Raw genomic sequence first — 25,229 nt, 5'->3', positions numbered from 1 at the left:
ATTAACCACCTCCCACAAAATGTACAATTTCCAAGCTATCTCCATCCTTCAGTACCGCTTCATCATGATCTTCACGAGTCAATATGTGACGATTCAGCTCCACCACTACAGTTTTCACTTTCAAATCCAGCTCTTTCAGCAGCTGATCCACATGAATGATCCGATTGGAAAAGGTCATGTTCTGACCGTTAATCGTCAGCTTCATTTGCTCGCCTCCTTTATACGTTCAGGAGAAAAACCGCTTATTCCAAACTCAGCCTCACCAGCCCCTTTTAACAGAGCTGCTACCGCACGCCCGGTAGCTTCGCTCAGCAACACGCCGTTCCGGTAGTGCCCGACCGCGACATATACCCCTTTTACGCCGGGAACAGACCCAATACAAGGTCGCCCTGCTACTGCCTGGGGACGCAAGCCCGCCCAAGTGCGTATAAAAGAAGCTTCACGGACGCGAGGCAGCCAGGTAGAAGCACGGGCCAGCAGCCCCTCCAGGCTTCCAATGGTGACCTCTTTGTCATACTGATGTGGTAGACTCGTCGCCCCAATCCAAAGCTCGTTATTCCGCTTGGGCACCAGGTAAATATCATCGGCGTAAAGGGTATATTCCAGTGGATGATCCTTCAAGGAGACTGAAACAGCCTCACCCTTGACCGGATAAAGCGGATATTCAAAACCGACCTGCTCCAGCAGTCTCATACTATCCAAGCCTCCAGCAATAATGACCTGTTTGCAGGAAAAAAAACCACTGTCTGTTTGTACGCCACAAACTCGCCCATTCTGTACTACGAGTTGCTCCGCCTGTGTACCAGAGCATATTGTTGCTCCCAGTACGACAGCTGCCCCCGTATAAGCACGACAAAGCTGGGCAGGAGAAATTTGCGTCTCCTTTGATCGGTATATAGCCCCGATCACTTGACCATCCAAACCTGGAATTCTGCGGGCCAATTCTCTGGCATCCCACCACACAGGATGATCAACCTCTTGCGCAATAGCCGCATTCCAGCGTTTTTGCCCCTCTGCTTCCGAACGGAAGGGAGTCACAAATCCTTCTGTACGGAATTCCACCGAAACACCAGACAAACGCTCCAGGTCACGAACCAGCTCGGGAAATGCATCCCGGCTTGTGCGAGCGAACTGTGCCAACTCCGGGTCGGTGAATTCCTCACTCTCTGCTGCCAGCATCCCGACCGCAGCTCCTGAGGCTCCCTCGCCTGGAATGAAGCGCTCCAGCAATATCGTACTGCGCCCCTCCTTGGCCATATGATAAGCAATCGAGCTACCGATGACACCTCCACCAATGACCAAGCATTCAGCGTGTCCAATGGCTGGTGCCTCTGTTTTTATCTCTGGCATATGTTTCATCTCTCCCCTCCACTTACGATTCTGCTTGCAACGATCTCCTGCTTCCGTTTCACCACTACAGGCTGTGAACTACCAGATCCGCCATTTGCCTGTACGCCATCGCAGCCGCAACAGGGGACTCTGCCTCCCAGATGCCGGACATTACGGCAATCCCGCTTGCACCCGCAGTATACAGCTCGTGAATATGGCGTGGTTGTATGCCGCCTAGAGCAATCACAGGAATGCTCAATAACCTGCTTATGCGCTCAAGCTGTGCTATACCTCGCGGAGTAACACCAGGCTTGCAGTGAGTCTCATACACATGTCCATAGAGTACATAATGCGCTCCTGCCCGTTCAGCAGCCTGTGCCTCCTCCAAGGAATGCACCGACACCCCACAGCGCGTATCCTCTGAAAGTAAGCTTTTGACAGCTGCCACAGGTAATCCGTTAGCCGGTAGCTGGATAGCTCCAACGGAGGTCAGCAAAGCAACATCCATTCGGTCATTTACTGCAATTTTCTGTAAAGGAACTCCCAGCTTTACCATACTGCGGGTCAAAGCAAGCATCTCTGATGCACCCTTCTGCTTCAAGCGCACGTGTACATAATGAACATATGGATGAATAGCAGCAGCCACTTGGGCAGTATGTGCATATGCATCGGAATTGCCTTCCATCGTAATTACGTGCAATTCGATCTTTTTCTCACCTCACAATGGACTAAATAGTTGTAAGCTGACCCTGTATCTTTACAGTCTCATATCGTGCCATACGGTATGGACTAGCCACGTTTACCAGCAAAAAATGAAGGGGTACGGTATATGAATACGAACATATGAACACGAACGAAAACGCAAAAAACCACTTCCCGAAGGAAGTGGTTTAACGTACGTCCAATAACCGAACGGACCATTATATCCGTATACGTATATCGTCCCACGTACAAACAAAGTAATAAATTCGTTACCTCGTTTGTACGGCGCTCACTTCCCTACGCTGGCATAACCCAGATCAGGTGCAAAGGGTCCGAAATCCATTTATTCCGTCTCAGCCGCATGGGCGGCTCCCCTAGTGTAACTATTTTATTGTATCAGCTAAAGATAGCTTAGCATATTTTCCTAATCCTGCAAACCCTGCTTCTTGTGAAGCTTGGTACAAAACTGGATATTTAATTTAATTTAATTGACTTTACTTGACCATTCTTCCACATTCCACGTTTTGGTTACCCAATCCTCATAAAAGTCCGGTTCGTGAGATACGAGCAGTACCGTTCCTTTGTATTCCTTCAAGGCACGTTTCAGCTCATCCTTCGCTTTGATATCCAAGTGATTGGTAGGCTCATCGAAAAGCACCCAGTTGCTTTCCCGCATTAGCAGTTTGCATAGGCGGACTTTGGCCTGCTCACCACCACTGAGCGCGGATAGTGGACGGGTGATATGCTCATTTTTCAAACCGCAACGCGCCAAATGTGCCCTTACTTCATGCTGGTTCAAGTGCGGGAATTCATTCCACACATCCTCAATCGGTGTAACTTTCTCTGCGCGTACCTCTTGCTCAAAATAAGCTGGCTGCAAGAAATCCCCTTGATAGGTCTTGCCGCTAATCGGCGGAATTTTTCCCAGAATGGTTTTGAGCAATGTCGATTTACCGACACCATTATAGCCCACAATCGCAATTTTATCGCCACGTTCAATCGTCATGGACATTTTAGGCAACAGGGCATGGGTGTAGCCAATTTCAAAATCAATACCCTCAAATACCGTTTTCCCACTCGCACGTGCTTCTTTAAATTGAAATGTTGGTTTAGCCGCTTCTTCCGGTTTATCGATGCGCTCGATTCGATCAAGCTGCTTCTCACGGCTCTTCGCCCGACCTGACGTAGAGGCGCGCGCCTTATTACGTTGAATGAAATCTTCCTGTTTCTTAATAAAATCCTGCTGCTTCTCATAAGCTTCAATATGCTGGCTTTTGTTCAGGTCCGCCATTTCAAGGAACTTTTCATAGTTGGCTGAATAACGGGTCATCTTGGCAAATTCAAGATGATAGATGACATTAACGACCTGATTCATAAACTCAGTATCATGAGAAATAAGAATAAATGCATATGGATAATCCTTCAGATAACGTGTAAGCCATTCAATATGCTCTACATCCAAATAGTTGGTAGGCTCATCCAGCAGTAACACATTCGGCTTTTCCAGCAGCAGCTTGGCAAGAAGCACCTTGGTCCGTTGTCCACCGCTAAGTGCGGATACATCCCGATCCAGTCCTATCGCGGAAAGGCCCAATCCATTCGCCATTTCTTCAACTTTCACATCGATGAGGTAAAAATCCCCCATATCCAGTTGCTCCTGAATTTCACCCATCTCTTCCAGCAGCACTTCCAGTTCTTCGGGAGAAGCTTCCCCCATCTTGTCAGTGATCTGCATCATTTCCTTTTCCAATTCCAACAACGGGAGAAAGGCATCCTTCAGTACATCCCGCACGGTTTTGCCAGGTGTCAGCTTGGTGTGCTGATCCAGATACCCATAACGTACACGTGGAGTCCATTCCACTTTGCCTTCATCCTTAAGCAATTTTCCGGTCAGAATGTTCATCAGTGTCGATTTACCAACACCATTGGCTCCCACCAAACCTACACGTTCCCCTCCGAGCAATCGGAAGGATACATTTTTAAACAATGCGCGGTCCCCAAAGTTATGGGATACATTTTCTACAGTCAATAAACTCATAAGCTGTTTTTGGCTCCTTATTGTCATCGGCAATGCCGACTGTTCTTATTTCATATGCATTTCTTTCAAAGCCTTATTGTAGCACATCCAGTAGCCTTATCGGAATATTGAAAATGGGTGAATTTGAAGGATTTTGATATTGTCTGCTTATAAAAAAAGAAAAACCACTCGTAGGAGTGATTTATTTAAAGATTGTTTAAAGATTTATTTATATTCATTATAACATTTATATTCAAAATACCCTGCGGCTGCCGCAGATTTTTCATCCGTAAAACGCTCTGTCGCTTTAAATGGAGCTGGACAAGAATCTCTGTAAAAATATTTCATTCCGGTATCCGGCTCTACGCCGCCGATAATGGCTTGCTTCCTCACGACTCTTCCGCCACCAAACCCATAGTTATTATAGTACCTGTCTCCAACCGGAATTCCCTGGATAAACGCCATCAGCCCCACATCATCTACAGTGTTATACCATTCCTCTTGCGAGATGAGCGGTAGCGTGAAAGTATAGGATACACCATTATGTGCTGCCTTTTCGTTATGGAGATTAATGAGTCGGCCCAGATCCTCCTGAATGCTGTGGACAATGGTAGAACGTCGTACTTGCTCAAAAGCTTCCGGGTCATTAAGCAACGAGATCGTTGTCTGTCCCTGAAGTTCCTTCTGAAAGCCCTCTATCCACCTGTGATTCCGAGCATCATAGGCATGTACATAATTGTCCAAAGTAAACCCTACACTGTTACCTGCTGAATCAACGTAGGCATAAGGTTTTTTTTCACTCCATTTGGGTCCCTGGACAGCTTGTCCATGCTCATCTGTGTAAGATTCGGAAGCGAACGCATAATAGCCGTCATAGTCCAGAACCATAAGGGCAGGCATATAATCCAATAGTGCACGTTGCGCGACTGGATTCCCATCAATCCCCATATTAAGAAAAAGGGTATGCAGGAACGTGTGCAGCGCTTCTTCTTTATCTACACGAAAAAACTTGTCCGATCCATACCCAGCCTCTCGTTCCTGACGCTCATTCTGTGAAAGCACGACACCTGCATCCTGAACTGCGGTACGGAGCGCCGAGGTATATTTCATTTCCAATTGCTGTACTTCGCGCTGATTCTGCACCCGCAGGTCACTAACCACGCCAAAGGGCAGAAAGAGCAGTATAAATATAACTGCAAAATCAGTAATCTTCATTCAGAACCATGCCCCCGTAAGAAGCTGTAACCGCCGGTTTTCCGCTATCTGCCCCACCAAGGAGCCATGATTTGTACAAGTCCGCAGGAGTCCGATTCGTATTGTGTACCCGCACTGTAAAATAATCTCCTGAGATCATGGTATATCGACGTGTTTGATCCGACTTTGCCTGCTGATTGTCAGGGAACAGTACAGGCAAGATTTGCGGGTTATAGTATCCGTCATATACGGAGGAATAGTAGCCGAGAAAGCTATCCGGCTTCGCAGCATCTGAATAGTCCGGTACATATTTTTTGTGCATATGCTCCAATTCAACCTCATACGTATTACCCGTCAGCTCCAGCTCACGCATAAAATCGTTATACATCGTCGGTGTAATATATCCCTTGGTTCTCACCATATCAACAAAACGTACGGTTGAATGATACGTATTTAATCCGGATATATCGTCCTGTCGTTCAGCGGCTTGAGCTGCGGGCACTATGTACAAGAGCAATACAGCGAGCAGTGCCCCCAACAGCTTGGATATAGATTGAACCACTTCAGTCCTCCCCCAATTTCTCAAAACGCATGGATTTTATTTCTCCATACTGATCACGCTGTGGATGCATGGAATATAAAGAGGAGGCATCGAGGGCTGATACATCGGGCTCGAACGGTTCAGAATACATATCGTACACTGTACCATCGACTTGGACAGGAATGCCTTCCTGCAAGTTCATACGGATTGCCTGCATAACTTGAGTTCCTTTGACCCGTTCTGGCATACTCACCTCTAAAGTACGATTGATACGCCCCTCGGAATGCTCCTCCTGCTGCGATCTTAATTCCAGTGTAGTGCCCATCTGACTGGACAGTTCTGCTGCCGCTGCACATGCGGTTATAAACAGCGTAACTGACACACCAAGCCGCAGCATACTTGAAGCGTGATCAGACATGCTACTCATCTCCCTTACAATTGATATCCTTATTCTGCATCCTAGGATTGGATAAAAAGCAACCCGCGTACAACGTTCGATTTATCCTTGACGATCTCGGCCTTGAATTTACCACTTGGATTTACGTATTCGTTTTCTTTCTCATTCAGCGTATTCGTTATTTTTCCGGTCTTATCACTTCCACCGTTCACCGCTCCATACTGTTCACTGTCAGGGCTAATGTTCAGCGCATTTCCGTACCACTGACCTGCCATGTTTTTTCCGGTTTTAATCTGAATCCCGAATTGATCTTTGCCTTGGAACTTCCGCAGCGCATTAGTCACCTGGGACCCGCTAATCGTTGTACCGTCATACACCGTAAAAGAGGCTTGAGACAACTCGGTCTGGATATCAGCAAAATTGTTTTGTGCCGTTTTGGTTGCCTCCTGTGCTGAAATAAACAAAATAACTACAATTGTGATCAGTGCAATGGTCAAAAATATGCCAGCAGCTACTTTTAAGGCTGTTGATGCGTTATTCATTATTTTTCTCTCCTTAGCTGTGATATCGTAATAGTCATATTAGAACTGCTATTGAATCTTTTGTATTTGCTCGTAATAGCTATCCATTTGGACAAAGCTCATACCGATCAAAGGAATGACCAAATATAAAAAGATAAGACCGTACATCGGAGCAAAACCGATCATCCTTCCCCAGATGGCCTTGCTGTCTATAATTTTTTCATACTCCTGTTTTCTTTGTTCAAAATAGTAGGACATATGGGAATCCAAATCGTCGAAGGCCTCCCGAATTGTAATTTTGCCCAAAGACAGATGCAGCTTGTCCACCAAGCGTTGAAATTCGGGGAGTGGCGCTTCTTCTTTCAACAAGTCAAGTGCTGCCTCAGGCCCGTGCTCATAATGAAGCAAACATTTTTGCAAAGGTCTTTTGAAAATAACCGAAAATCGGTTCAGCCATTCCAATATTTCCTCAACAGACATTCGTTCCATAGCTCGCAAAATCGAAATGACCGTCTGAAACTGGTAAACCTCATGCCTCATATCCAAGCGCCGCATTTTTCGCTGCAAGTACAATAAAAGCATAGGCATCTGATAGGCTACATACCCGGCAACCAAACTGATCAGCACTTCCCACCACTTGATGTATTCCTCGTTCCACGCTTCCAGCTTTTGCAGGATACGACGCGTATTTTCGGAAAGCTGCTCCGGAGTAAATTTACCACCAGAAACCTGCTCCAATGCTGCATACGTCTGCTCATAGGTGCTGTCTGCCCTCATGTTTAGCGCATGCATCATTTTGCGGTCAATCTCACTCTGCTTGAAAGCTTCTTTTTCCTCCGCTGGACCCAAACGCCCGAACATTTGTCCCGATTGAACCGGAGCGTGAAGGATATGTGTTTTCTCAGCTTGATGTAAAATAAATACCGTACTGATGCTGAACACCAATCCTGCAATAAAAAGAGTGATTCTGCGTATGTACAACCACTCCAGCTTGACCTCTGCACCGCTTTCCTTTAGCAGCCGGGTCAGTTGGAAATAAGAGGGCATATGCTGTCGCGGAATTAAAGCATCCACCACATTACGAATAATGGGGAAACGGTACAGCTTTTGCTCCCAGACCCGTTTTCCTTTGCCCGCACGATATCCAGTCTCGTCGGTCTGTTGCAGCTTTTGGAGCAGGAAGTAAGATACTATAATTACAATATAGACGGACAATTTTGTGATAAAGCCCCATTTCCCCTGATAAAACTCATCCATAGATGGAAAGCTGGACCTTGCCCATCTTTCAATTGGCATTGTAAAAAAAACAGGTGCAAGTGCGATCACATTTAAACTTTTAAGCAGGTAGTCCAGTTTATTTCTCCGCAGTAGCTCCAGTTGGATTTCGCGCGCAAGACTGCCAAGTCCCTTTAAATAAATGGAGCCTCCCTCTTCAATCCGGTCACCAAACTCCATTACCATATATGAAATACCGGCAAATGCTTTTAAAAACCGATTAGGAGCGGACTCATAGTATCTTTCCAGCGCTTCGTGCGGATCAGCGTCCGTCAGCGCCTCATGAATAAGTCGCGCATGCCTTCCAGCCTCAGCCCCTGCCAAATCGGCCGCCTCGGATATTGCCTCCTCCACCATGCCGTGCTGATGATAATGATGGCGTACATTGGCGAACAATTCGATCATCTGTGCAAGCAGCCTTTTTTCCATCCGGCTAATCGCCATATCCAAAATGAGACTGTTAATCACCACTCCGCATAACAGAGCCAGTACGGCAAACTCTAGCCCCGGTTTCATCATAAGCAACACAATGCCGCTACAAGCAAAAGCCACCCAGATGAACAGCGTCATTTTCATCGTCTCAAGGCGAAGCTTATATTCATCGTAAGCGTGCAAACCGGATAATCGTTTGCGTACACTCGTGATATACCCGGATGTAACAGGGAATCTCATGCCTAGCGTGTACAACTTGTGCATTCCAGATTGCATGTGCCGTTGCAGCACTGCTTTTCCCTTCCGTCCCTCTCGCACAGAATGAATTCGCCCTCCGTGGAGTGCATGACCATTGCGCTTACGCAGCCACCACAAAGCCACATAGAGGAGCGCAAAGCATCCACCCGAAAAGAGCAAAACCCACAGTAAAATTACTTTAAGACTCATAGGCTTCCTCCCAATAGCGAGTCAGGAATCTGCGAAAATCTCCGGCATCCTTGACGTTCATCTGCTCACACATTTCTTCTGCGCTTTTGACAGTCAGGGGCTCCATCGCCATATATCTCCCATTCCGATATTCCATAACATGACGGTAGCTATAACTCGATGCAGAGCTGGAGTCTGAATCTGTATGATCGGGATCGCGCGGCACACATTCCGTAATCCGTTCAATATATCGCCGTCCCTCAGCATCACGCTTGAGATGCACATCAAAGTTAATGACATGAACGACCTGTTCCTCAGCAATACCTTCATGCTGAAACACTCCTGTTTTGAGCAGTGAATTACGAAGGGAGAACACAAGATCACGAAAGGTTTTGGCGTGATGGGTGAAAATGGTAAACAGACTGGCAACCTGCGACATTTGAATCATCCATGCGGCTACCTCGTCACTCGCTACTTCACCAAGGATATTGACGGTTCCATCTGTCTTTTTCTGCAAATCGAGCCCTTGTTGCCCTGAAATATGATCCGTTTCCCGAAAGGTCAGAATGTTACGACGGCTGTAAATGCTACGCAGATGCAGCTCAAAGGCCATTTCCTGCACACGAAGCGTATACGAAGCATAAATATGCTTGACCATCGCCATCAGCAACGTCGTTTTACCTGAACCTTGCGCTCCGGTGATTGCTGTGATGCGGCTGCCTTTCATTAAATAAGAAAGTAACTGTATCGGAAACTCGGCATTTTCTCCCTTAATTAATTGCTCGAGCGATGCGCTTTGAATATCGAATTTACGGACAAAGAAAGCCCACGATTCTGAAAAAGGAGGTCGTACCACAACAACCCGTGACCCATCCTTCATTTCGTTAACCTTATAACCATTGGCTTCGGAAAGCTGCCCCGGGTAGTTATATTTGTAAATATTTTGGCATACCCTTTTAAGCTCCCGCTCTGAACCGAAGGAAAGGAATGAAAGGTAAATGGTCTTGCCTTTATAAAAAATCCAAACACTCTCATAGCCATTCGCTATCGATTCAGATGTTTGTTCGAATGCATATTGATCCTGAGGCCAATCAGCCGATACAGGGATTCCGCCTTCCGGCACACCGCTAACGCCCCCACTGACACCGTCGATCCGCTGGTCACGAATATCATCAATGACGGAAAAGCCTTTATAGTGCTGATAAATCCGCTGCACAATAATATCTACCTTCTCCAGAAAGGAGAGAGGGCGATGCTCACAGTCATAGATATAGCGGATATCCTCTGCTGTGATATGATAGCTTCCATCCTCTTCATCTTGCTGCGAATATCTCATTTCCGCCAAATCATAAGTATCCAGTAAGCGTGAAAGAGCATCGACACCAAACTTTTGCTGATATTGATAAAATACAATCTCGAATTGATCTTGTACGCTAAACAGTTCTGGTCTGGAGAATGGCATAACGGTATCGACGATCTTTTCGTTCAAGCCGTAACCGTTAATCAGCAGCTCAGCCATCAGGTTTTTCACAAACCGTTTGTCTCCACTGCTGCCATTGGCACAGTCCTTTAACGCCCTGCGCAATTCGGCCCTTTGATGGATACGCCGCCTGTATTCCTCCTCATGCAATCCGGCATCCGCCATCTGACTATGACTTAGCTCATGTAGCGCATTTTTGATATACTCCATCAGCGCCTCCAATGTGGCATCTTTACTCTCTGGAGCTACCCGAATGGTTGAATGCCGCAAGCGAAGGCTCCTGCGGTATTTAACGATAACCAGTATGATACACAACAGAACAATGCAGGTAAGAAGCAGCCCATTAATCATTTGAGCGGACAGCATTTAAGCGCCCCTCTCCAAAGCCTTGAGCCGAAGATCGGACTCTGCCGTCTCCAGAATAGCCTTGCTGATCTGACGCATGCTCTGTGCCCATCCCACAGGCATAAAAAGCTTACGATCCTTTTCTTTACCACTTCGTACATCCCGCTGCACATGACCGATCACGTCTCTGCGGTTCCACGCATCCATAAATTCAGTGCTATAAGGAACGGTATGGAGTGCTCCCTTGTAGCCATATCTCCTGCGAATATTCGCCACATTTGCTTGAGAGTGCACATCATATTTTCCAAGTACGATCAATAGTGGCAATTCTGAGTAAGTGGATAATGGAGACACAGATTCAAAGTAGGCATCCAGTTCTCTCATATTTTGAGTCAGCGAAAGAACTGCCAGCTTGGCTCGCACACATGTTTCATGCTGTACAGCTCCCCATCCTGCCCCGCTCCCTGCATCAACCAGCGTCAAATCATAATACTGATCTGCCGTATCCATCACTGCTCGTACAAGAGCAGAGGATAACAGTGGCGGCGCGGCTCCAAAGCTTGAGGTTCCCTCAAGCACATCAAGAGTCTGCTCCAGTACAGGCGTCGTATAATTGCGAATATTTTCTCTGGATAATGTCCCTCGCAGAGCTAATCGTGCAAGAGCATCCCAACCTCCCTCCTGAAGCTGTAAGCTTGGATCGTCCATCCGATGTTCTTGTATGGGAAATCCTGACTCAATCCCGCTCTGTCTGCGCCCCAGATGGGTCAGCAGCAGTCGCCCTCTATATAGATTACCTATGGTAACAGCGATGGATGCCGCCAAAGAACTGCTTCCACTCGCCCCCTTAACCGGGCTCCAAAACAAAATGGTACTCATGCTTTCCTCCTTTCCGCACGCTTTAACGCATGACGGCTCTCTTGGGGTTCCCAACCCATTAATTCTCCAATACAACGACTCAGTTCTTTCTTATACATTCTGGACAATGGCCTAAGCTTGAGCTGTTGTTTGTGCTCATTTTCCAGCTTCAGGGCAAGATGCCCTTCATCCCATGGCAGTATATACGGCTCCTGCTGCCAAGAGGCCGGAAAGCGGTTCATGTATTCCCACAAATACGGCTCCTCCACGCCACAATCTACAGCCTGTATAAATAACTTGTGAAATACAAGATTCTTCGGAAATTCAGGTTGACTAAACAAACGCTCAAGCCACACCTGTCCGTTGTCCATTAACATCCGGCTATAGTCACTGACCCAAACCCGCTGTTCTGCCTCTTGCCAAACAGATACGGGGCAGAAATCAGGTGACTCTACATCCAGAATAACAATGTCATAAGTCAAACCTGCTTTCCGATCAGCCATCATAGCGATATGCAGATCATCCCAAGATGTAAAACCCGTGGCGACATCAAAATCGCCAAACTGCACAATGGGAAGTGGTTTGTCGAGCATCCCTATGCTGTATCGATACTGTCCTCGCAGCGTTGCATCCACAATTAATACCTGTTGACCGGATGCTGCCAATATACTGCTGATGTATAACAAGGTATCGCTTTTATCACATAGCCCGGCAAATATCCAAGTTTTCATACGTTTGTCCCTTTTCTTTGATTTATTTACCATATGGATCAGAGCTTCCGCTCTGCGTCAAGATGTCTGATTGTTCTTTGGCATCCTGTCCGTTTTCATATCCGTCCCCTGTACCTGTGTTCTCATTCAAAGCTCCACCTGAATTCGCTCCCGCATGCTGTGCTGCAACTTCCTCACTCAGGCTCCTTTCTATAGGTGTCGATATAACATTGTTTGACGCACTAAGTGCATTTTCAAGAGAGCCACGCAACTGCTTGGACAGCTTTTGTTCAGCAACGCGGATCAAATTAGGATCACTATTCATTAACTCTATCACCTTCGAATTGGGTGGATAGGTTGGAATCGCCTTCGGCTGGAATTGCGGATCGACATACGTTAATGCATAGATAGATGCTTTATGCAGATAGGCGTCAACAATCCCACTCGAAAGCGATAATATCTCCTGCTCATTCAACGTAACCCAGATGACCGGACCTTCCAGCTTGGAAATTTTCTTTTTGGCTAGCAGAATATAATCCTGGCCCGTTGGAAATTGAATACGAATATCTACTTCCTCTCCGGCTTTGAGGCTGTTTGGGAGGACCACCACCTTCAGCTCCCGATTACGTAAGTCTTTAGATGTAGGTTCTTCGGCAGTAATCATAGCAGATGTAAGCACGGACCCTTTTTTTAGCTCAATTTTAGCCGTGCTGCCGGAAGCTTCATTTTTACCCGCAACCAAATTGGCTGGAGACTGAGAGCCAGGAACCGTAATTCCCTTCAAATCACTAGGTGCAATCTGCTCACCCGGAGAAATGTCACGAACGACAACCCATCCTTTTTTCGCTGTTCGTTGTTCTTGCTCATAGCCTTTCCATTTTTGTGCTGCCTCTGCTTCGGCCTGCTTCCTGACATCATTCAATTGATGGGTGTTAATTATAAGGTAGCTCGCGAAGACAACCCCAACAATACCCGCACCAATACAACCGGCATAAAGCTTTTGCTTACTGCTTTTTCTTAGCTTGGACACACAACTTCTCCCCTGCCTTTTTGATATATACCTTTTATCTAGCGCTGACTGCGTTTGAGGAATCCAAAACGTTTCTTTCGCGTATCGGGAATGGCCCCACGAAACATTTCATCCAGCACTTGATCCATCTCGTCCTCTTGCTCAAATGGATCGGAATGGAATGGTAAAGCAAACACTTTGTCGTGATCCAATTCCTTACGCAGCCTGCGTATAGCCTCCGTTGCTGCCAGCGGCAAACAGTAATTCCATTTATGCTGCGGATGGCGCTGGAGAGAACGAGCCAGTCCTGCTATATCTTGAATTCTCCACTCAGCTCCAGAACCGACCACTAACGGGTAATCGGCTCTCAAAAATTCTTCCAAGCGCTCATTATCCTGCCCGCTCCCCAAATCCAGCACAATAAATTGGTAAGAGCCCCCCAGCAACGCAATGACATCGGCACGGGATGTTTGGCGCCAATAGTGTACTCCGTCTACCTCAAAGCGTCGGTTTGAACTCGCTCGCCCAACGGGTACTCCGTCTACCACTTCTTGAAGCCGGGCAAATGCTTTGGCTGTACTATGCAGTTCGACCAAGGCCACTGAACGGGACCTTCGGGCCAGATAGTGGCTCACCGCAATCGCTGTGTGCGTTGCACCGGAACCAGAAGACACGCCCAGTACAGCTACAACCCTTGTACCTCCGTATTCGATAGAAGCATCGCCAACGGACACTCCTTGTTGAGCAGGCTGAAAATCTGCACTGCGTCGAAGCTCCCCAATCACCTCTCCGGCAGACTGAAATCGCTCCCCTGGATGATGACGTAGCAGCTTACGAATCACCGGGATCAAATGACGAGGTAATTCTCCACGAATATATCCTTCTACTCCGGCCGTCCACTCGCTATATTTGCCACCTGTACAGAGATACAACAACAACGCTCCCAAACTGTACAAGTCCGAACGGGCATCCGTTTGACCTGCTCCATATTGCTCCGGGGCTGCGAAGCCCACTGTGCCCAGCTTTACCGTATCCTGATTCATCTCAGCCTTATAGCTCCGCGCTATGCCAAAATCAATAAGCTTAAATTCCATTTCCGGTGTAAGCATAATATTCGTTGGTTTCAGATCCCGGTAGATGACAGGGGACTGGCGAGTGTGCAAGTAATCCAGCACATCCAGCAACTGCAAAGCTAATGGAACAATTTGCTCCTGCGGAATATGGCCTTGGTAACCCTTCATGTACGCTTCCAGCGTAATTCCATCAATATAGTCCATAACCAGATATACCGCCCCGGATGGCGGATGCTCGAAGAAGTCAACAATTCTCGGTAATCGTGGGTGACTCAGCGAAATCAGCATTTCGGCCTCCGCGCGTACAATCTTCATCATTTGCGGGTTGGCAACGGACTCCTTCACAGCCCATTGCTTACCTGGCAGCTTCAGATCCTCTGCCATAAACACGCTACTCATCCCTCCCGTACCCAACGTGCGGACAATCCGGTAACGCTCACCCACAACCGAACCGTATTCCAAATGCGATTGTTTTTTCATCTCTCTTGCCTCCTTTCTATAAGCAAACAACGCAAAAAAGGGAAAGCCTACCGCAAAAACACAATCTTCATGTCACCATGAAAACGATGTTCGCGGGATGCTTTCCCTTTATTTAAACGTGGTTATACTATTTTTAAGGAACAATTTGGGTTTATTATATAGCACACCTATACCGATTGTAAAGCATTATTTTCCATACTTGATCATATACAATGTAATCTCATCCCGGTTATGGAATAGCTGCTTGGCCCGCTGGATCTGCATGCCGGACTGCTCGAACGAAGCGATCACATCATGAATAAGCGCCAAAGGCTTTTTATGCATTAGCTTGACCGTTACGATGGCGGTACCGCCGCTGCATAAACTATACAGCAAATCAGTGACAAGCCTTGCCATCTGCTTTGGACTCCAACTCATATCACAGACCAGCAGATCAAATGTATTTTCTTTGAATTTGACCTCACTCGCATTTTTACGCAAAAAAGTCAGATTGGCATACTTCATCAACGAAGGCTCCATCTTTGCCGGATCAACCGCCGTTACTTTGAGTCCACGCTCCAGCAAAAAGGAAGTCCATCCACCCGGTGCCGCCCCGATATCCAGTCCTTGATGAAAAGCGCTAAAATCAATGCCAAACGTCGCTTCTGCTTCCAGCAGCTTGAATTTGGCACGAGAGATTTGCCCGTCCTCTTTTTGAAAACGAACTGCTCCTCCGCTCCAATCCGATAGATTATCCTGAGGATACGACACACCTGCATACCATGTATCCGTATCCGCAAAAACGGACACAATAACCTCTGCTCCCTGCACCGTAAACTCCATAGGAAGATCACTTAATTGCTCACTCAAAGCCTGCTTGAGCGCACCTGCGCTTTCAGCCCAACTACTGTCAGCTCCTTTGCGCACCTGCAAAGAAACGCGCTGATCTATCAGTTCTCGGCGGTTACGGATAAAAGAAACCAAACGTTCCAGCACCTGAGCCAAGTTCGTTCCTTCCTCCTGAAAATGCACAGGAAATAAGTGACGCAAAAACATTGGCGGCTGACCCGTAATCGTTCCCACAGCCTCACTTGCATCCGCAGGTAATGTAGCCAGAAAAATTTCACCAGGTAAAAGTATTGTGCTTTTCACCGAGCCAAACATTCTTCTAAGCTCCTCCTGGGCATAAGGTGCAAACCCATGGTTAGCCGTACAAACAAATCTTGATGATGACAAAGCGGTTCCACCCTGTTCATCTGTACTCATATATATTTCCTCCAAAATAACGTTACCCTCCAGTGCACACCCGAATCCAGGGACGGTCTCCATCCCAATCCAGCTCAACTGGAACTTCATAGGTATGCATAATCAATTCTTTCGTTAAAACCTCTTTTTTCGGTCCGGCTGCTGCCACCTTGCCATCACGGATAAGTGCCACATGGGTAAAGAGGGGAACAATCTCCTCAATATGGTGGGTTACATAGACCACTGACAAATCCCTTTTGCGAAGCCGATCAATTTCAACCAGCATTTTTTCCCGCTCAAATAGATCCAGCCCGGCGCAAGGCTCATCCATAATCAGCAAACGAGGCTCCGCCATCAACGAACGAGCGAGCATTACCTTTTTGCGTTCTCCCTGAGATAAAGTACCCAACGGATGATTCATCAGCGCACCTAAATTCATCCCCTCCAGCAGAGATACGGCTTTTTCCTTTATCTCTGTCGGAATCTCCTGATAAAAACGCAAAAAAGCATACGCTCCAGTAGCAACTACTTCCCATACCGGATCTTTTAAAGCCAATTTTTCCAGCAACGTCTGGCTGATATATCCAATCTGCTTGCGTACTTCCCGTACGTCACATTGACCATATGTTTGCCCAAGCACCTCGACCGTTCCACGACTTGGAAACATATACCCGGTCATCATTTCCAGCAATGTTGTTTTACCAGAGCCGTTACGCCCCAGAATGGCCCAATGCTCATTTTCCCGTATTTCAAGGCTCACATCGTCCAATATTCGTTTATCTTCCCGCTGCAATGTAATGTTCTTCATGGATATCATTCCACCACGCTCCTTATCCTGCTCAGCAAGTGTTCCACAGATTCCATTTTGTAGATAATCTCAGGAATTTCGTTCTCACCGTTATATAAAAGCAGCGCAGGAACACTGGAAATTCGGTACTCCTGTACCAGTTCGGGAATATAGTTAATGTTGCTCTGCACTACGACTCCTTCGGGTAGCAAATGCTCTGCCACCTCCAGCATCCGCCGGGTCGCCGCGCAGGTTCCGCACATGGGAGTGTACACAAACAAAGCCAGCTTGCATCCCTCCCATATGGCACGACGTACCTCCTTTTGTCCCAGTTCCTTCATCGCTCCAACTCTTTTCTGATCTCACGCATACGTTCCTCTGGTACCGGGCCGTTATACACGGTGACTCCTTCCGGCTTGTTGGCATACAGCAGCTCATACATGGCGCGTCTGCCCTCGGCACTGGAGGAATGCAAATAAATTTCACGCGGATACAACTGCTTTTCTGCAATGGCAGCAGCTACATCTTTCCCCGTTGGCTGACCCGGCCCCAAATCATAATCCAGCGATAACACCGAAATCGGGTATTCATGAAGCAATAACAAACACTCCTCCGCATCCCTTGCCAGCTTAAAGCCTGGAGGACAAGGCCGATAATCGTCCATAAACAAATGCATTAACGTCTCCTCCTTTTTCCCAAGGATGCAAGCTTCCTAAGCCTTAAAGATGAAGAACATCCGCCAAACTGTATTACTGCCAGCTTAGGATTAATTGAATATCTTCGCGATGGGTCCCATCAGGTCCCGTTTCATTTTCCAAAACGACTGGAATGCCCCTTACAGGCTCCTGTTCCGTCATCCAACGCATACCCTCCAGACCAATACATCCCTGCGCAACACGCGCATGTCTGTCTTTTCTTGAGCCATACGGGTACTTGGAATCGTTTAAATGAACTCCGCAGAGGGCAGGCCAATAGCCAAGACGATCCCCTTTTTCGATCAACGCCTCATCATTTCCACCGTTCCACAATCCTGCTGCATAGGCATGACAGGTATCCAGACAAAAGCCGATGCTGTCAGGGTATTGACACAACTGGCGAATTTGCACCAATTCCTCCAGCGTCGTTCCCATCAAACCGTGATCCCCCGCCTGATTTTCAATCAATATTTTAGCATTTCCTTTCCATCCTTCCAGCACATCATCAAGGCAACCAATGATATTCCGGTAGCCCTCCAGCGGATCAGACGTATGAGTGTGGCCAAAATGAACGACAATCCCCTTGGAGCCACAGGCTTCGGCAATATCCAGATCATTCCGCAACGAAGCAACTGTCAGATCATAAAACTCCTGACCGCGTTCGCGTCCGTGGGCTGGATTAACGGGATATGGCGAGTGGGCAATAGATTGGAGTTCGTGCTTTACACAGTAAGCTTTGCAAGCGGCTGCATCAGCCTCATTCCATTCCTTTAGCCTGAGACTACGCGGGTTTTTTGGAAAATATTGAAAAGAACGCCCTCCCTGCTCTCGTGCACGCGCAACGGCTTTGGAAAAACCACCACGCGTACTAACATGAGAACCGATCAGCAATTTAGGCATCATGCTGCTGTACCGGGCAATAAAAAGCTTTTTTTCCCGCCAGCTCCACCCGTACAATTTTCCCGCCACTTGGCGATTCTTCTCCTTCACGGTCATACACCCGGCACTGATGGTCAAAACCGCCCGTTAGTGTATCCCCCTCCATGAAAGGCATTTCCATATAACCGCCTTCCGCGGTAGCTTCACGAAGCACGGATTGCGTAGCATGATACAGCTTTTCCACTTTTTCTGGCGACTGTACAATGTTTTGTACTTTGGAACCTGGTGTAAATCCAGCGATATAAGCAATTTCGTCTGAATAACAATTCCCGATACCGGAAAAAACATGCTGATTTACCAGCATTGTTTTCAAAATACCCCGACGTCCCTTCAAACGTGCAGTGAACTTTTCCAGTGTCATACGACGATCCAGCGGGTCAGGTCCGAGTTCAGACATCGCCTCTTCTGTTTCTTTAGCTGTCAGCAGGTGCAGGTAACCCAAGCGCAGCCCGATAAAATAAAGCTTTACTCCACTGAAATCCAGTTCAATCTGAACTGTACGGTCAGGACGCTGCTCCTCCGTTCCCAGATACAGCAGTCCTCCCAGCATCAGATGCAGCACAAGCCGCCCGCCCGTGTTCAGATGAAAAATCAAGTGCTTGCCTCGACGCTCCATATATACAACGGTAGTTCCCAGCAATTGCTTCTCAAACGTTTCCACTTCGGTATTAATGGATTTCACACGGTTAACCGTCACTCCGGTAATCGGAATGTCCAAAATTTGTTTTGACAATAGCGTTCTGTAGTTCTCCATCTCAGGAAGTTCCGGCATGTCAACATCTTTCCTTTCGTAGCTGCAAATGGCTTTTGATTCTTGCAGATTTTTTTAAAATGTATAATTACTATTACTTACACTCTTCCTGGAGCCAATCCTGCAATTCATCCAGATTGTCAAATATCAGGTCAGGTTTTACTCCAACGGCACGCATATGTCCGTCCATATTAGCGCGGGTCGAAACACCCGATAGTATGAGAGCTGTTTTGCAACCTGCCGCCGCACCTGCCGCAATATCGGTAAGCATATTATCGCCCACAACCAGAGCTTCATCCGCTCTAATGTTCAAGCGATCCAGCGCATAGTTCATTAACACACTTGAAGGCTTGCCGATGACGACGGGCTTTACCTGTGATGCCGCCTCAATCGCAGCTCCAATCGTTCCTGCCCCCGGCGTGAGTCCATCTTGTGAAGGTAATTGGAGATCCGGGTTTGTCAAAATAAAAGTTGCTCCTTCCCGAATCCATCGCATAGCAGCAACCAGCTTATCATATGTAAATTGGCGATCTATCCCCTGAACCACATAATCAGGATGATCCTCAACAAGCTGCAATCCGGCATCCGTGAGCGCCTGACGTAATCCCGTTTCACCAATACAATATACTCGTGCTCCAGGACCTTGCTGTGCAACATATTGTGCAGCTGCCAGCGCTGAAGTACATACTTCATCACTAACCGCTTCAATTCCCATACTTACCAAATGCTCCGCCACCGACTCGGGTGTGCGTGAAGCATTGTTCGTAACATAAGCGTAAGGTATCTGGTTCGTACGCAATTGGGATATGAGCAGATCCGCACCCTTGATCATCCGGTCCCCATGATACAATGTTCCATCCAGATCAATTAGTAACGATTTTATCGTAATTCCCTCCCGCACTTCAAATCAATTCATCATAAACATTGAAATTATAATTCATCCCATAAATGATGTTCACCCTCTTATTTAATCACCTTAATCATTCAGGTCATAAAATAAGTTGGCCTCCCCATTTCATCTTATCTATCTTAAGTCAAAAATACGTATGAAGTCCATGAATTGCTGATAAACCGTTCAAAATAATGCCATTCCTCGCTAAAAGCCGTCGCTTTCCCAGGGAATAAGCTTACATCTCCGTCGAAATCCATCGAAGATGCCTTTTCTACAAGGGAAATTTCCTGTATTTCCTGGCCCTGCTCAAAATACAAAATGCTTAAAATTCGATATATAGAAAACCGAATATGACGCGCCTCCATATGTGGTAGTACAAATTCATTCGACCCCGCCCATATGTCGTCCTCATCTCTTGTCGCATCCTGCGCTTTCCCGGAAAATAATTTTGCAGGAAAAACAAAGGCACCGGAGCAAGCCCCGGCACCATACACGTCTATCTTTTATAACTACCGTTTATGAACCGATATCGGGCACCGGTAACAGCACATGCTGCTCCGCCAGCAATGAATTGGGGAATACACTCCGCGCTTCCTCCAGCAACGGCTGAAGCTGCTCCTGATCTTTATATCTGGAACTAAAATGCGTCATGATCAACTGACCTGCACCTGCCGCTTTTGCTGCTTCCGCTGCCTGGAGCGCTGTACTATGATGATATTCATACGCCGTATCCGCCAACTCATGCAGAAAAGTAGCTTCATGAACGACAACCGTTGCATCTTTAGCCAATACTACGGTATTCGGACAAGGTCGAGTGTCACCGAGAATAGTGATGATACGTCCTTTTTTCGGTGCACCCAATACATCCTGGGGATGAAGCATGACTCCCCCCTCCACCTCTACGCTTTCTCCACGTTTCAGCTTACCATACACCGGGCCGGGCTTAATTCCGTATCGCTCCAGCAGCTCCTGATTCAGCTTGCCGGGCTTATCCATCTCTACAATACGATAACCGTAGCTGTCAATACGATGATCCAGCAGAGCCGACTCGACACGGAATTGCCCGTCATCAAACAATAGTCCTCCCGTATGCTCCACAATATGTAGTTGGTAGTTGATACGGGATTGGCTGATTCCCAGCGATAATTCGATGTACTGCTTGAGGCCAGGCGGCCCGTATACCGTCAGCGGCGTCGTACCTCCCTGATACGCCCTGGTCGACAGCAGGCCTGGCAGACCAAAGAGATGGTCTCCATGCAAATGGGTAATGAATATTTTTTCAAGCCTGCTTAGCTTAAGCGGCGAACGTAGCACCTCCTGCTGAGTTCCTTCGCCGCAATCAAACAACCACATGCTTCTTCGTTCCTCCAGCAAACGGAGTGCGATGGACGTCACGTTCCGCTGGATCGTAGGCACACCTGCATTCGTGCCGAGAAAATAAAATTCCATGACTTTAACCTTCTTCCTGCTGACCAGCAAAAAACCTCCGAAGCTCGGAGGGTCTTTGCTATCCCATATGATAAAGGTGTTATACCTTTTCGACGTTAAAATACTGCGCCTGAGGGTGACTGAACACCATGGCTGATACAGAAGCCTCCGGTTCCATCATAAACCCTTCCGTCAGCTCAACGCCAATATCCTCAGGTTTCAACAGCTGGAACAATGGCCCCTGATCCTCCAGATCAGGACATGCCGGATAGCCAAAAGATACCCGTATGCCCTGATATCTAGCCCCATGCCGCTGTTTCATCGTCATGTCTGCCGAGTCCGGGAAGCCCCAGCTGTCCCTTATAATATGATGAAGTCGCTCGGCGAGTCCTTCTGCCACTTCCAGCGCTACCGACTGAAGTGCATGAGAGCGTAAGTAATCCCCTTTTTCTTTCCATTGCGTGGAAAGCTTCTGAATACCATGACCCGCCGTAACGACCATAAAACCTACATAATCCATAACTCCAGATTCCACCGATTTCAAGTAGTCAGCCAGACATAAATAAGGCTCTACTTGTTGACGCGGAAACGTAAATGTGTGCAGTACCTTGCTCACATCTGATGGATCATAAACCAAAATCTGATCTCCCTGTGACTGCGCCGGGAAGAAACGATATACAGCATGTGCCTGAATAATTCCATCCGTAACGGCTTCAAACATAATGCTATCTACGGTTTCCTTCAACTGAGTCGCTTTCGGATTCCCCGAAGCCAGCAATTGCTCTACATTTCCTTTTAATCCAAGATGGTGCCCCATCAGCATCTGCATATTCACATAAGGCAAAATATAATTGAGCGGATAGTTACGCAGTACATGACGATCCGTATCCGGCGGAATATAGACGGGCAAATCCTGAGCGATTTTAGAGCGAACAGCCCGGGTAAGTTTAGGCAACGGCTTGGCTTCCACGACCGTCGCGGCTTCCGCTTCCCGTTCAGCCTCCATTTCCTCAGCCATTTTCTTGCGGGACTCAGGATTCATCAGCTTGTTAGCTATGTCCAAACCATCCATTGCATCTTTCGCATAGACAACCATTCCGTCATACTCGGGACGGATACGGTTTTTCGTAAACTTACGCGTCAAAGCAGCTCCGCCAACCATAATCGGGATATCAATATTCGCATTTTTCAAATCCTGTGCAGTCAACACCATCTGTTGAGCCGATTTAACAAGCAAACCGGATAAGCCAATCGCGTCGGCCTTTTCTTCACGATAAGCCTCGATAATGCGTTCTGGTGGTACTTTTATACCCAGATTCACAATATGGTAACCATTGTTGGATAGAATAATCTCCACCAGGTTTTTGCCGATGTCATGCACATCGCCTTTGACCGTAGCCAGCAAAATCTTCCCTTTTACCGAGGATTCATTTTTCTCCATATACGGCTCCAGGTAAGCTACCGATGCCTTCATGACTTCAGCGCTTTGCAGCACCTCTGCAACAATCAATTCATTATTGTTAAACAGACGGCCTACCTCTTCCATACCTTTCATCAGCGGCCCATTAATAATCTCCAGCGAAGAATACTTGGCGAGCGCTTGCTCCAGATCCGGAATCAGTCCCTCCTTACTGCCTTCTACTACATAGGAAGCCAGCCGCTCTTCGAGCGACAGATTGGACACCTTCTCCTTCTTCTCCACTTTCTTATTACGGAAAGCAGCCACAAAAGCGGCTAAAGTTTCGTCGTTCGTTTTATAAATCAGGTCTTCGGCGAGCTTCCGTTCATGCTCGGGTATCGAAGCATAACGTTCGAGCTTCTCCGTATTTACAATCGCGTAGTCCAAGCCTGCTTTGGTACACTCGTACAAATAGACGGAATTGAGCACTTCACGCCCCGCCTCCGGTAAGCCAAAGGACACGTTACTGATACCCAGAATGGTGTGAACCCCTGGAAGTGCCTCTTTAATAATCCGAATACCTTCAATCGTTTCCTTGGCCGAACCGATGTACTGCTCATCACCTGTTCCCACGGGAAATACGAGTGTATCAAAAATAAGATCCTCGGGTGCCAGACCGTAACGGTTCACCAGCAGATCATAAGAACGTTTTGCCACCTCAAGCTTATCCTCACGTGAAATAGCCTGACCACGTTCATCAATGGTTCCTACAACAACAGCCGCGCCGTATTTATGAATAAGAGGTGCCATTTTCTCGAATTTCTCTTCGCCATCCTCCAAATTAATGGAGTTAATGATCGCCTTCCCTTGCGAATATTGCAAGGCGGTATCAATGACCTGAATATCCGTGGTATCAATTACAAGAGGAACCTTTACCTTATTCACGACCAGCTTCAAAAAGGCTTCCATATCCGTCATTTCATCGCGATCCGGGTCCTGTACACAAATATCTATAACGTGCGCTCCGCTCTTTACCTGAGCGCGGGCAATTTCAGATGCCTCTTCATATTTGCCTTCCACGATCAAACGCTTGAATTTTCGGGAGCCGAGAACATTCGTTCGTTCACCAACCATATAGGGACGATTTTCCTGTTCAATATATACAGGCTCAATGCCGGATACAGCCGGTGGGTGATGACCTTCCAGCGGGCGCGGCTCAAACTGCGCCATGCGTTCACTCATAACCCGGATATGCTCAGGCGTGGTACCACAGCACCCCCCTGCGATATTCAGCCAGCCTTTTTCGGCGAAAGCGGCCATTTTACGGGCCAATGAATCAGGTGATTCATGATATTGGCCGTTTTCATCGGGCAAACCTGCATTCGGATAACAGCTAATTGCTGCTGAGGACATATCGGAGAGAGAGCGAATGTGATCCCGCATAAACTCCGGTCCTGTAGCACAATTCAGCCCGATCGACACCGGGTGCAAGTGTTCCAGCGAAATGCAGAAGGATTCGATATTTTGCCCTGCCAACGTCGTTCCCATCGGTTCAATCGTTCCCGAAATCATTATGGGAAGCTCCATACCCGTCTTCTCAAAAGCCTGCCGAATTCCAATACTTCCGGCTTTGACGTTAAGCGTATCCTGCGATGTCTCCAAAAGCAGGGCATCCACGCCGCCTTCAATTAGCGCCAAGGCTTGCTCTTCATAGCTCTCGATCAGCTCCGCAAACGTAACACCACCTGTCACGGATAATGTTTTCGTCGTCGGTCCCATGGCTCCTACAACAAAACGAGGCTTGTCCGGTGTGCTGTACTTATCCACCGCGTTACGCGCCAATCTAGCTGCAACGAGATTAATCTCACGGGCACGCTCCGGTATATCATAATCCGCCAAAACAACGGATGTCGCTCCAAAAGTATTCGTTTCAATCAGGTCTGATCCGGCCTCCAAGTATGCTTCATGTATCCCTTGAATGACATCCGGTCTGGTCAAGACCAACATCTCGTTGCAGCCCTCCAGCTCTTCCCCACCAAAATCGTCGGGGGAAAGATCCTCTTGCTGGATCATGGTGCCCATGGCCCCATCAAGAATGAGTATTCTTCGTTGTAATGCATCCTGTAAGCTAACTTTATCCAAAATCTCTTCACCCCCGCAAAACGTTAAATCCTAGTTTAGCAGAAACCTTATCATTTAGATAGATTGAAGTAAAATCATACGTTTTATACGGCTTCTTCCGTACAAAAGCCACTCTCGATATTCATTTTTACAGTTTGTAGTATAAAATGTTACAAACCTATATTGTACAACGATTCAAGACAT

The 25,229-nt window shown here is 47.3% G+C and carries 23 protein-coding genes and 1 riboswitch; all 23 genes read right to left on the bottom strand.

The window, feature by feature from the left end:
* Position 1: 1 nt before the first annotated feature.
* The 23 genes from thiS to metH all read right to left on the bottom strand — a co-directional run bounded on the left by thiS (position 2) and on the right by metH (position 25,046).
* Positions 2-205: a sulfur carrier protein ThiS gene (thiS, locus tag ACWXW9_RS01400; protein WP_014281483.1), complete on the bottom strand. Its 204-nt coding sequence runs from the start codon at positions 203-205 to the stop codon at positions 2-4.
* On the bottom strand, positions 202-1,350 hold the full coding sequence (gene thiO / locus ACWXW9_RS01395) for a glycine oxidase ThiO (protein WP_494927943.1): 1,149 nt from the start codon (positions 1,348-1,350) through the stop codon (positions 202-204). The genes thiS and thiO overlap by 4 nt, the downstream gene beginning before the upstream one ends.
* Positions 1,351-1,414: 64 nt before the next feature.
* Entirely contained in the window at positions 1,415-2,014 is a 600-nt protein-coding gene (locus tag ACWXW9_RS01390; protein ID WP_494927942.1) for a thiamine phosphate synthase, read from the bottom strand.
* A gap of 294 nt (positions 2,015-2,308) precedes the next feature.
* Positions 2,309-2,417, bottom strand: a riboswitch (TPP riboswitch).
* Between the two features lie 98 nt (positions 2,418-2,515).
* The gene (gene abc-f, locus ACWXW9_RS01385) at positions 2,516-4,069 is read right to left on the bottom strand and encodes a ribosomal protection-like ABC-F family protein (protein WP_149095101.1); all 1,554 of its coding nucleotides are present in this window, start codon (positions 4,067-4,069) and stop codon (positions 2,516-2,518) included.
* A 204-nt stretch (positions 4,070-4,273) separates the two neighbouring features.
* Complete coding sequence (locus ACWXW9_RS01380) at positions 4,274-5,263, bottom strand: hypothetical protein (protein ID WP_494927941.1); 990 nt, start codon at positions 5,261-5,263, stop codon at positions 4,274-4,276.
* Positions 5,250-5,804, bottom strand: coding sequence for a hypothetical protein (locus tag ACWXW9_RS01375; RefSeq protein WP_494927940.1), 555 nt, complete (start codon positions 5,802-5,804; stop codon positions 5,250-5,252). Before ACWXW9_RS01375 ends, ACWXW9_RS01380 begins: the two co-directional genes overlap by 14 nt.
* Before the next feature lies 1 nt (position 5,805).
* A complete protein-coding gene (locus tag ACWXW9_RS01370) occupies positions 5,806-6,201 on the bottom strand; it encodes a hypothetical protein (RefSeq protein ID WP_354452902.1) in 396 nt (131 codons plus the stop codon).
* A gap of 41 nt (positions 6,202-6,242) precedes the next feature.
* On the bottom strand, positions 6,243-6,722 hold the full coding sequence (locus tag ACWXW9_RS01365; protein WP_029517430.1) for a hypothetical protein: 480 nt from the start codon (positions 6,720-6,722) through the stop codon (positions 6,243-6,245).
* A gap of 48 nt (positions 6,723-6,770) precedes the next feature.
* On the bottom strand, positions 6,771-8,855 hold the full coding sequence (locus tag ACWXW9_RS01360) for a hypothetical protein (protein WP_494927939.1): 2,085 nt from the start codon (positions 8,853-8,855) through the stop codon (positions 6,771-6,773).
* Positions 8,845-10,680, bottom strand: a complete 1,836-nt coding sequence (locus tag ACWXW9_RS01355) for a pilus assembly protein CpaF (RefSeq protein ID WP_494927938.1) — start codon at positions 10,678-10,680, stop codon at positions 8,845-8,847. The genes ACWXW9_RS01360 and ACWXW9_RS01355 overlap by 11 nt, the downstream gene beginning before the upstream one ends.
* Positions 10,681-11,538: a hypothetical protein gene (locus ACWXW9_RS01350; protein WP_494927937.1), complete on the bottom strand. Its 858-nt coding sequence runs from the start codon at positions 11,536-11,538 to the stop codon at positions 10,681-10,683.
* Positions 11,535-12,248 (bottom strand): hypothetical protein, encoded by a 714-nt coding sequence (locus ACWXW9_RS01345; protein ID WP_494927936.1) that lies wholly within the window; start codon positions 12,246-12,248, stop codon positions 11,535-11,537. The genes ACWXW9_RS01350 and ACWXW9_RS01345 overlap by 4 nt, the downstream gene beginning before the upstream one ends.
* A 22-nt stretch (positions 12,249-12,270) precedes the next feature.
* Positions 12,271-13,257: an SAF domain-containing protein gene (locus ACWXW9_RS01340; protein ID WP_494927935.1), complete on the bottom strand. Its 987-nt coding sequence runs from the start codon at positions 13,255-13,257 to the stop codon at positions 12,271-12,273.
* 38 nt (positions 13,258-13,295) lie between these two features.
* Positions 13,296-14,789 carry a serine/threonine protein kinase gene (locus ACWXW9_RS01335; RefSeq protein WP_494927934.1) on the bottom strand — a complete coding sequence of 498 codons (1,494 nt, stop codon included), beginning with the start codon at positions 14,787-14,789 and terminating at the stop codon, positions 13,296-13,298.
* A gap of 186 nt (positions 14,790-14,975) precedes the next feature.
* Positions 14,976-16,034: a 23S rRNA (cytidine(2498)-2'-O)-methyltransferase RlmM gene (locus tag ACWXW9_RS01330; RefSeq protein WP_494927933.1), complete on the bottom strand. Its 1,059-nt coding sequence runs from the start codon at positions 16,032-16,034 to the stop codon at positions 14,976-14,978.
* A gap of 22 nt (positions 16,035-16,056) precedes the next feature.
* On the bottom strand, positions 16,057-16,830 hold the full coding sequence (locus tag ACWXW9_RS01325) for an ABC transporter ATP-binding protein (RefSeq protein ID WP_494927932.1): 774 nt from the start codon (positions 16,828-16,830) through the stop codon (positions 16,057-16,059).
* Positions 16,827-17,141, bottom strand: coding sequence for a thioredoxin family protein (locus ACWXW9_RS01320; protein ID WP_134914746.1), 315 nt, complete (start codon positions 17,139-17,141; stop codon positions 16,827-16,829). Before ACWXW9_RS01320 ends, ACWXW9_RS01325 begins: the two co-directional genes overlap by 4 nt.
* Complete coding sequence (locus tag ACWXW9_RS01315; RefSeq protein ID WP_494927931.1) at positions 17,138-17,476, bottom strand: cyclic-phosphate processing receiver domain-containing protein; 339 nt, start codon at positions 17,474-17,476, stop codon at positions 17,138-17,140. Before ACWXW9_RS01315 ends, ACWXW9_RS01320 begins: the two co-directional genes overlap by 4 nt.
* A gap of 73 nt (positions 17,477-17,549) precedes the next feature.
* Positions 17,550-18,398: a deoxyribonuclease IV gene (locus ACWXW9_RS01310; protein ID WP_494928154.1), complete on the bottom strand. Its 849-nt coding sequence runs from the start codon at positions 18,396-18,398 to the stop codon at positions 17,550-17,552.
* Complete coding sequence (locus tag ACWXW9_RS01305) at positions 18,388-19,206, bottom strand: Fpg/Nei family DNA glycosylase (protein ID WP_494927930.1); 819 nt, start codon at positions 19,204-19,206, stop codon at positions 18,388-18,390. The genes ACWXW9_RS01310 and ACWXW9_RS01305 overlap by 11 nt, the downstream gene beginning before the upstream one ends.
* A 73-nt stretch (positions 19,207-19,279) precedes the next feature.
* Positions 19,280-20,086 carry a TIGR01457 family HAD-type hydrolase gene (locus ACWXW9_RS01300; RefSeq protein WP_494927929.1) on the bottom strand — a complete coding sequence of 269 codons (807 nt, stop codon included), beginning with the start codon at positions 20,084-20,086 and terminating at the stop codon, positions 19,280-19,282.
* A 507-nt stretch (positions 20,087-20,593) separates the two neighbouring features.
* Positions 20,594-21,526 (bottom strand): ribonuclease Z, encoded by a 933-nt coding sequence (gene rnz / locus ACWXW9_RS01295; protein WP_494927928.1) that lies wholly within the window; start codon positions 21,524-21,526, stop codon positions 20,594-20,596.
* Positions 21,527-21,605: 79 nt separating this feature from the next.
* The gene (gene metH / locus ACWXW9_RS01290; protein WP_494927927.1) at positions 21,606-25,046 is read right to left on the bottom strand and encodes a methionine synthase; all 3,441 of its coding nucleotides are present in this window, start codon (positions 25,044-25,046) and stop codon (positions 21,606-21,608) included.
* Between the last annotated feature and the right edge of the window lie 183 nt (positions 25,047-25,229).

It is taken from the genome of Paenibacillus sp. LT-B23 (assembly GCF_059417685.1).
Note: the sequence above shows the minus strand (reverse complement) of the source record. Positions and strands in the feature narration are given on the sequence as shown.